Source organism: Pedobacter sp. (assembly GCF_045628745.1).
GTDB lineage: Bacteria > Bacteroidota > Bacteroidia > Sphingobacteriales > Sphingobacteriaceae > Pedobacter.
On the sequence record NZ_JAZQPU010000244.1, the window covers coordinates 1 to 10,038 of the forward strand.

Below are 10,038 nucleotides of genomic sequence, written 5' to 3' on the forward strand. Positions count from 1 at the left end.
ATGCATTGGTTGTGGGTAATAGCACAAAATATATGTGGATTTTATCGAGAACAAAGACGATTCCAGATGCGGTGAAGGCAGATTACCTTCAACAAGCCAAAGCTATTGGTGTTGATATTGATGCCCTTGTGTATAATAAACATGACAAGGATTAAGCATTAACACCTCTATAAATCTTTATCTTTGTGTTGCAGTAAAGCTTCACCTGGTGTGCTACGTGGCTGTTATATAATTTTTTCCAATGAAAACAGACATCACAAATTTTGAAGATATTGTATTGCTGGTTGATAGCTTTTATGAGCTGGTGCAGACAGATGATTTGATTGGTCCGATCTTTAATGCTGTAATTACTGACTGGCAGCCCCATTTAGAAAAGATGTACAATTTCTGGAATGCTGCCTTATTTGGTGTTCCCGGTTTTAAAGGAAATCCCTTTGCTCGGCATGCTCCACTTGCACTGCAAAAACAAAATTTCGAACGTTGGCTGCAGTTGTTTAACAAAACGGTAGATACCCATTTTGAAGGTGCAATGGCAGAAGATACCAAAAAAAGAGCGGATATTATGGCCATCTTATTTTTAAGCAAAATTGAAAATATGAAAGGTGGTGCCGAAAGGGTGATTGTATAATTGCCAATACTATTCATTGTTTAATTGCAGCACGATATCATTATTGTAAATAAAATAGGAGAGAAGTAACTTTTGCTGTTTTATTTACTAGTATTGGGTATGAAAAGTATATACCGATACTTAGTCCTTCTGCAATTCCTTATTTTATCTACAGCCATACTGGCGCAAAATGCCCCTGCACCGAAAAAGCTAATTGAATTTATACTCACTCCAGATTCAAAAGACTGGAATTATAAAGTGAATGAAAAAGCTTCGCTACAGGTCACTGTTTTGAAGTATGGTGTACCTCTGGAAGATGTTACCATCAACTTTGAAATCGGTCCAGACATGCTGCCAGCAGATCAAAAGGGAAGTATGGTATTGAAGCAGGGCCAAGGGAAAATTGACATCGGTAGCAGTAAACAACCTGGTTTTCGCCAGGTGCTGATCAGCACCGTATATAATGGTAAGACCTATACCGATCTGATCAAAGTAGGCTATTCGCCCGAGAAGATAACCCCTACGGTAAAAATGCCAGCGGATTTCATACAGTTTTGGGATACGGCTAAAGCAGCAGCAGCGAACATCCCGATGGATGCAAAAGTAATCGCACTGCCTCAATATTCAACCAATACCGTGGATGTTTTTTTAGTGAACATTCAAAACTATAAAAAAGGGCAGCGTTTATATGGCTACCTCTGTAAACCTAAAGCTGCCGGTAAATATCCTGTTTTATTTAATCCACCTGGAGCTGGCGTAAAAAGTATGCTGCCTGTTACAGCCTATGCTGAACAAGGGTATATTAGCCTGAGTATAGAAATACATGGAATTTCACCACTTCTTGATAATGAAACTTACAAGAATATAAGCGCTGCCTTTGGCGATTATACGCTACATAAATTAGATGACAGGGATCAATATTATTACAAGAGTGTTTACCTTGGTTGTGTTCGAAGTATTGATTTTTTATGCAATCTGCCAGATTGGGATGGGAAAAATGTAGTGGTCACCGGTGGAAGCCAAGGTGGTGCCCTAACTATTGTTGCTGCAGCACTGGATAAAAGGGTTAATTATGTGGCTGCTTTTTATCCAGCATTATGTGATATGACGGGATACCTTTATGGCAGAGCAGGGGGATGGCCTCATCTCTTAAATAAAGCTGCTCAAGCGATCAACAATACACCTGAAAAACTAAAAACGATTGGTTATTATGATGTAGTCAACTTTGCAAAACATGTTACCGTTCCTGGGTTCTATTCATGGGGCTATAACGATAATACTTGTCCTCCAACATCTGTTTTTGCTGCATTTAACGCCATCGAAGCTCCTAAGACATTAGCTATTACCCCAATTTCGGGGCACTGGCGTTTTGAAGAAACCAACCAGGAATCACTTGAATGGCTAAAAAAACAATTACATAAATAGATGAAGGTTAAATTAACACCTCTACAAAGTTTGTCTGGCTTAATTCTGCAGACGCTCTTAGTTATATTGTTTAGCTGTGCCTATGTGAGTTCATTTGCTCAATTATCTTTTGATCATTTATCTGTTACCAACGGATTGTCTCAAAGTTCGGTCCTTTCGATTTGTAAAGATAGTAGGGGATACATGTGGTTTGGTACGCGAGATTGCCTGAACCGCTATGATGGACGTGGTGTTAAAGTTTACCATACTGATGCTGATGATATTTCAACCATCAGCGCTGAAGATTACATTTACGCATTGCTGGAAGATAAAAAACAGAACTTATGGATTGGTACGCAGAATGGGCTGAACCGATACATTCCTGAGAAAGATGCTTTTGAACGCATACCGTTTAATGCTAAAGATCCCAATAGCATTAGTGATAAAATTGTGCTGTCTATTATGGCTGATACGAAGGGCCAGGTTTGGTTCGGCACCAATCTAGGGTTAAGCATGCTGGAAAACCCCACTTCAAGAAAGTTTAAAAAGATTTATCAAAAGGATGGCCTGGCAGGTAACTCCGTATATGCAGTTTTTGAAGACAGCAAGGGTAATATTTGGGTTGGTACTACCGAGGGACTAACCAGAATGTCATTTAAGAATGGAAAGTATACATTTGCTACTTTCCGAAACAATCCTGCAGATTTGAATAGTCTTAGTGGAAACTTTATAAGGACTATTGCCGAAGATAAACAAGGAAGGATTTGGATAGGAACTGATGCTGAAGGCCTGTGTTTGTTTAATCCCCAATCTACATCTTTTACCAGGTTTAAAACCAGTTCCTCCACTACCACTAAAATAAGTAACAATTTTATCCGTAAAATTACGGTAAGTGAAACAGGTAAAATATGGGTAGCCACAATGAATGGGCTTAATATTTTAAACCCTGAAACTTTAAGCTTCAGTAACTTTATCCATGATTCAGACAATCGGAAAAGTCTAAGTGATAATTCTATTAAAGATATCTATGAAGATGAACAGGGTTCTATTTGGGTGGGCACTATGTTTGGAGGTGTTAATGTAACCCATAGCAATACCATTCCCTTTACCATTTATAAATACAGCAAGTACAGAAATAGTATCAGCAGTGATATTGTAAGTGTTATAGCCGGCGATGAAAAAGGGAACCTGTGGATGGGTACAGAGGGACATGGACTGAATTATTTCAATACGAAGACGGGTGAATTTAAAAAGTACGTCAATGATCCGCACGATCCCGGCAGCTTAAGTAACAATACCATTAAGGCTATTTTTAAGGATAGTAAAAACAGGATTTGGATAGGGCTATTTCAAGGTGGTCTAGAGTTATTTAATCCAGCTACGGGAAAATTCAAACATTACCCTCCTGATGCAGGTAATCCTCATGCCCTCAATTATGGATATGTGAGCAGCATTACCGAAGATGATAAAGGACTTTTATGGGTGGCAACTTCCTCCAAAGGTGTGAATCTCTTTAATCCGGAAAAAGGCACTTTTAGTGTTATTGATGATCTTTCCAAAGGATTAAGGTTGAGCAGCCGGTATGTTCGCTTTGTTTATACAGACTCAAAGAAGAACCTCTGGATAGGTACCCCACGGGGCCTTAATCTATTAAAGTATGGGGCTAAAAAGTTGAGCTATTTTTTTAAAAGTGTTCATCGGGATAGCTTGAAATCCAGCCAAATTAATTGCGTCAGGGAAGATCATAATGGAAATATCTGGGTAGGCTCCTTACGTGGAGGTTTAAGTCTTTATCATGCTAAAACTAATTCTTTTACTACCTACACAAAAGCAAAAGGTATGGCTAGTGATAATATTATTGATATATTAGTCGACAATGAGGGGATGCTTTGGTTAAGTACTGATTTTGGATTAACCAAGTTTGATGTAAAAAAGAAATCCTTCAAGAACTATAATATTGCTGATGGATTACCTGCTAATGAATTCAATTTTAACTCAGCCTATAAGGATAAAAATGGAAAGCTTTATTTTGGCAGCTATAATGGCCTCGTTGCTTTTACACCTCGAGATATAAGGGAAAATGCATATGTTCCAAAAATAGCTTTTTCAGGTTTAAAGCTTTTTAATAAACCCATTGCTATCGGTGGGCCCGATCAATTATTAAAGGAGGACATCAGCTTTACAAAATCCATTACCTTTTCTGCAGGCCAGAATATCTTTACGATTGATTTCCTTGCCCTAAGTTACATTCAACCGCAGCGGAATAAATATGCATATAAACTGGAGGGCTTTGAAAAGGATTGGAATGATGTTAGTATCCCTTCAGCAACTTATACCAACCTTCCATCAGGCAAGTATGTGTTCGTTGTTAAAGGAAGCAATAATGATGGGCTCTGGAATGAAGTACCCGCTAAACTTGAAATCCATATTCTACCACCCTTATGGCTAACATGGTGGGCTTACCTCTTGTATTTTATTGCTGGTAGTGCCTTAGTTTATTTTGTTCTTCGCTTTACACGGCGCCAACAGCGGCTAGAATCAAAGTTGTATTATGAACAGCTAAACAATGAACAGCAACAGGAACTATACCAGATGAAGCTTGATTTTTTTACCCGTATTTCTCATGAAATCCGTACACCATTAACGCTCATCTTCGCTCCCCTTGAAAAGTTAATTGGGATAACAAGAGAAAATATTCCTGTTAACCAACAGTTACTAGGTGTTAAAAGAAACAGTGATCGTTTGCTGCGCCTCATTAGTGAACTGTTAGACTTTAGGAAAATAGAAACTGGAAATGCTACTTTACAAGTTGCTGAACATGAATTGGTCGCTTTTTGCCGTACCATATTTGATGCCTATGGAAGTCTGGCCGAAATTAAGCATATAGACTATTCATTTAGCAGCACAGCGCCACAAATTATGTTGTATTTCGACCTTAGCCAAATGGAAAAGGTCTTTTATAACATCTTGTCTAATGCATTTAAATATACACCTGAGGGAGGTAAGATTAGCTTTTCAATCTATCAAGAAAATGCGAATGTAAAAGTAAGTATAATGGATACAGGTATTGGTATAACCGCCGAATTGCAGGACAAAATATTCACTAATTTTTATCAGGTAAAATCAGGAGCTGCAACTGCAGAAGGATGGGGGATCGGACTGGCACTGGTTAAAAATATTGTAGACCTTCACAAAGGAGAAATCTCCATTTCCAGTAAGGCGGCAACTGCAGGGAAAAACGGTGGAACCCGTCTTACTGTTTCCTTATTGCAGGGGGTATCTCATTTTACACCTGGGCAAATGTCAACTCTTTATGGTATTCATACCCCAGCTGTAGAAATCAAAATCATAGCTCCAGCTTTGGAGCTGGAACAAGCGAAGGATAATAAGATAGAAAAAAGATATACTGTTCTTGTGGTGGAAGATAATGAAGAATTAAGAGGTTTTTTAGTACAGTGCCTACAACATACTTACCATGTTTTACAGGGTGTAAATGGATTGGAAGGCTGGAAGTTAGCCATTAACAATGTGCCTGATATCATCATCAGCGATGTAACAATGCCCGAACTTACTGGGCTTGAACTCTGCACGAGGGTAAAATTGGAAGAAAGGACCAATCACATTCCTGTGGTTATGCTGACGGCTATGGCAACGCAAGTGCAACAGTTAAATGGATTAGAAGCAGGTGCTGACATTTATATCACAAAGCCCTTTAGTATCCAGGTACTGGAATTGAGCATCCGAAATCTTTTGCAGGGTAGAGAAGTACTAAAACAAAAATATATCCGTCAGATTATGCTGACACCAAGAAAGCTGGAAGCAGCCTCTCCTGATGAAAAATTCCTGAATAAACTGATGCTCTTGGTTGAGGAAAAGATGGAAGATCCGGAATTTAATGTAGGTAGCCTAGTGGAGGAAATAGGGATGAGCCAGACTGTGCTTTATAAAAAGATTAAAGCACTAACAGAGTTATCCATTACAGATTTTATCAAGTCGCAACGCTTAAAAAGAGCGGCCCAATTACTGTTGGAGAATAAACTCAGTATTTCTGAAGTGGCATATTCTGTGGGGTTTAATGATAGAAAATATTTTAGCAAGGAATTCCGCAAGCAATTTGGCCATTCCCCATCAGATTTTATTCACAAAACAGATTAGTCACCCCTTTTAAACTGATTTTTCTCCCCTCTTTTGTATATAAAAGGGAATATTTGAAGGCTGTGTAAACATATCAGGAAAATCAAAAGTAACCGTTTATGGTATTTTTTCAAATGAGTTTACTAACAGGCAGAACCAAATTGACCTAAATTATGAATAAACTCATTTTAATCTTTACGCTGCTAATATCTATCCATGGAACAGGGCTTGTCAGGGGCCAGACCACAACTAAGGAGGTCATCAAGGGCCGTATATTGGTAGATCTTAAAAAACAAGCCCGGTTTACAGATCAGCCAGCGGCAAATCACTTAAATACTTTAAAATCTAATGGCAGCTGGGAAGATGTAAATTATAAAGACCAAGCGATTACCAATTGGTTACCAAATGTCCATTTAATGAAACTTGAAACCCTGATACAGGCCTATATTAATAAGGAAAGTAAATATTATGGCGATGAAAAGGTTTTCAATGCCATATCCAGTGCTTTTAAATACTGGTATGAAAGCGATCCGAAAAGTGAAAACTGGTGGCATAACGAAATTGGGACTCCACAGGCCTTAGGGGAAATGCTCATCATGTTGGATTTTGGAAGTAAAAAGCTGGATGCTGATCTCCGCGCGAATCTAATAGGAAGGATGAAAAGAGGAGATCCAGAAAAACAAACCGGAGCCAATAAAACGGATGTCGCTTTACATTTCTTCTATAGAGCATTGTTAACAAACGATGAAACCTTACTGAGTGCTTCAGTAACAAATCTGTTTGATCCAATCCGCTTTGTATACAATAAGGAAGGTTTGCAATTCGATTACGCCTACCTGCAACATGGTCTTCAGCTTCAAATTTCCAGCTATGGTGCTGTTTTTATTACAGGCATATTGAAGCTGGCCAATTATGTAAGAGATACCCCCTATGCCCTTCACCCCAAAAAACTAGCCTTATTTTCAAAATATTACAGAGATAGTTATTTGAAAGCTATTCGTGGGAGCTACATGGATTTTAATGTTGAAGGCAGAGGTGTGAGTAGACCTGATATTCTAAAGAAAAAGAGCGAGAAAAGCAGGTTAAACGTGGCAAAGCTGATAGATTTTAAAAATGCAGAAGACTGGAGTAATGCTATTGCCAGAACAGATAGCACAGAGACACCTGCATATAAAATCAGTCCTTACCATCATCAATATTGGACTGGAGATTATAGTATGCATTTAAGACCTTCTTATTCTTTCAATGTGCGTATGGTAAGCACACGTACCAGAAGAAGTGAAGCAGGAAATAAAGAAAATCTATTGGGGAGATACCTCTCTGACGGAGCTACGAATATTCAACTTCGTGGACCTGAATATTATAACATTATGCCGGTTTGGGAATGGGACAAGATTCCGGGTGTAACCAGCAGAGATTATGCAACTGATCGGCCGATTACTCAATTTTGGGGTGAGGAGGGAAGTAATGAGTTCGCAGGAGGGGTATCCGATGGTGTATATGGGGCAAGTGCCTACGCCTTAAACTTTGACAGTCTGGAAGCGAGAAAGGCATGGTTCTTTTTTGATAACGAAATTGTATGTCTTGGGGCAGGTATTAAAAGTAAAGCTGCTGAAAATATTACGACTACTTTAAATCAAAGTTGGTTAAACGGAAATGTGTTAAATGCCTTAAATACGACTAAAATTGGCAGGGGTAAAACGCTGGAATTTAAAGAGAAAAGCCAGTACTGGATCTGGCATGATGGTGTAGGTTATTACTTTCCTGAGGGAGGTGATATTAACCTGAGCACCCAAAGGCAAAAGGGCAACTGGTACCATATCAATAATTCACATTCCAGGGAAGACATTTCTGGCGATGTATTTAAGCTATGGGTCAACCATGGTAAAAAGCCTTTAGGTGCAAGTTATGCTTATCTGGTTTTACCGGGTGTAAAGGGGGCCGCTGAAATGAAGAAAATTAATGGTGACATCATAAAGATTGCAGCCAACACAGCAGCAGTGCAGGGTGTATGGCACCAGGAACTTGAGATAGCAATGGTCGTTTTTTACCAACCCGGAAAACTGATTTTACCAACCATGGAACTGAGTTCAGATAAGGCTTGTTTGGTCATGGTCAGAAATGTAAATGGCAAGCAGGTAATTTCAGTTGCAGATCCGATGCAAAAAGAAGTTCATGCTGTCATCAACATTAAAGATTTAAAAACTGGCAGCACTATTTCACATGAAATTAATTTTCCAAAGGATGAATTTGTGGGTTCTACAGTGATGAACTGATTTTTACCCTTATTTAAATTGATCAGTACCCCATAAAAGACTAATTGATGCTCAAATTTGATATTGATAGTCAGTAGATTATTAGAGCAAACCAAATATTGAACTTATTAATTTTAATGTATGAGAAAGATTTACCTTTTTGTAATGTGTATGATCTGTGCAGTTACTGTACTCGCCCAGCAAACGCGCCGGGTGGAGGGCAAGGTGACCGACCAGGGCATAGGAATTTCCCTTATTGGTGTAAGTATACAGCTAAAGGGAACAAAGATTGGAGCTACCACGGATAAAGATGGCCGGTATTCCATTGCGGTTCCCTCACAAGGGAATAATATCCTTGTTTTTAGTTATATGGGATATTTAACCCGGGAAGTGAATGTGGGGGATAAAGGGACAGTCAATTTAACCCTCAGCGAAGACAGTAAAGTATTAAACGATGTAGTGGTGATTGGGTATGGAACTGTAGCCAGGAAAGACATTACAGGCTCAGTAAGCAGCGTTAATATGGATGACATGAGCAAGGCCCCGGTAAAGTCATTTGATGAAGCTCTGGCTGGCCGTGTAGCAGGTGTTCAGGTAAGTTCATCTGAGGGAAAACCTGGTGCAGGAATCAATATCATTGTCCGCGGATCTAATTCACTTACTCAGGATAATTCTCCCCTTTATGTGATTGACGGGTTTCCAATTGAAGGTTCGGATAATAATATTCTTAGTCCTTCTGAAATAGAATCGATAGAAGTACTGAAAGATGCCTCTGCAACTGCTATATATGGAGCTAGAGGTGCCAATGGTGTCATCCTCATTACCTCAAAGAAAGGAAAAGTAGGTGCACCGGTTATTAATTACAATGGTTATTATGGATTTCAGAATAACATTAACACGGTAGAGTTGATGAACCCTTATGAATTTATAAAGTTGCAGAATGAAATTGATCCGGTTGGTATTCAGCAGAATTATTTTAAGGATGGCAAGACATCAGAGGATTATAGAAACGAACCGGGCATCAACTGGCAAAACCAGCTGTTTCAAACAGCACCTATGCAAAATCATGATGTGTCAGTGCGTGGTGGATCAAACGCTACCCGTTATTCTGTTTCGGCCAACTTGCTTGGTCAAGATGGGGTAATCATTAATTCGGGTTTTAGGCGTCATCAGGTAAAGGTGACATTAGACCAGAGCATCAACAAAAAAGTGAAGGTAGGTACTAATATCTTTTATACCAGTACTAAAATGTTTGGAACTTCACCTTCCGCACCAGATGCCGCATTTTCAGCTATGAACTACCTGATGTATAGCGTTTGGGGATATCGCCCCCTTTCAGGAAGTAATTTTGATCTTGAAAATTCTCTTATTGATGCTGATTTAAATCCCACAAACGACTACCGTATCAACCCAATCTTATCTGCAAAAAATGAACTCAGGCAAAATTATACCAATAATTTTGTTGGTAATGCTTACGGTGAATACCAGGTGAGCAACAACCTGAAGTTGAAAGTTACAGGAGGGGTAAACAGAACAAGTTCAAGAAATGAATCTTTCAACAATTCCTTAACCAGGTATGGCTATGCCGGAAGTACCGATAAAGTAAATGGGACCATATTAAATACAGACGTAAATAAC

General features: G+C 39.0%; 6 protein-coding genes. All 6 read left to right on the forward strand.

From position 1 onward, the window contains the following. The first annotated feature begins 11 nt into the window (after positions 1 to 11). On the forward strand, positions 12 to 155 hold the full coding sequence (locus ACR2F7_RS09280) for a lipocalin family protein (RefSeq protein ID WP_432713299.1): 144 nt from the start codon (positions 12 to 14) through the stop codon (positions 153 to 155). 86 nt (positions 156 to 241) lie between these two features. Further along, positions 242 to 628 carry a group III truncated hemoglobin gene (locus tag ACR2F7_RS09285; RefSeq protein WP_432713294.1) on the forward strand — a complete coding sequence of 129 codons (387 nt, stop codon included), beginning with the start codon at positions 242 to 244 and terminating at the stop codon, positions 626 to 628. A gap of 99 nt (positions 629 to 727) precedes the next feature. Next, positions 728 to 2,032: an acetylxylan esterase gene (locus ACR2F7_RS09290; RefSeq protein WP_432713295.1), complete on the forward strand. Its 1,305-nt coding sequence runs from the start codon at positions 728 to 730 to the stop codon at positions 2,030 to 2,032. Next, the gene (locus ACR2F7_RS09295; protein WP_432713296.1) at positions 2,033 to 6,166 is read left to right on the forward strand and encodes a hybrid sensor histidine kinase/response regulator transcription factor; all 4,134 of its coding nucleotides are present in this window, start codon (positions 2,033 to 2,035) and stop codon (positions 6,164 to 6,166) included. It abuts the gene before it with no gap. A 152-nt stretch (positions 6,167 to 6,318) separates the two neighbouring features. Then, on the forward strand, positions 6,319 to 8,421 hold the full coding sequence (cslA, locus tag ACR2F7_RS09300) for a chondroitinase-AC (protein WP_432713297.1): 2,103 nt from the start codon (positions 6,319 to 6,321) through the stop codon (positions 8,419 to 8,421). A gap of 120 nt (positions 8,422 to 8,541) precedes the next feature. Next, on the forward strand, positions 8,542 to 10,038 hold a 1,497-nt coding region (locus ACR2F7_RS09305; RefSeq protein ID WP_432713298.1), incomplete at its 3' end, for a SusC/RagA family TonB-linked outer membrane protein.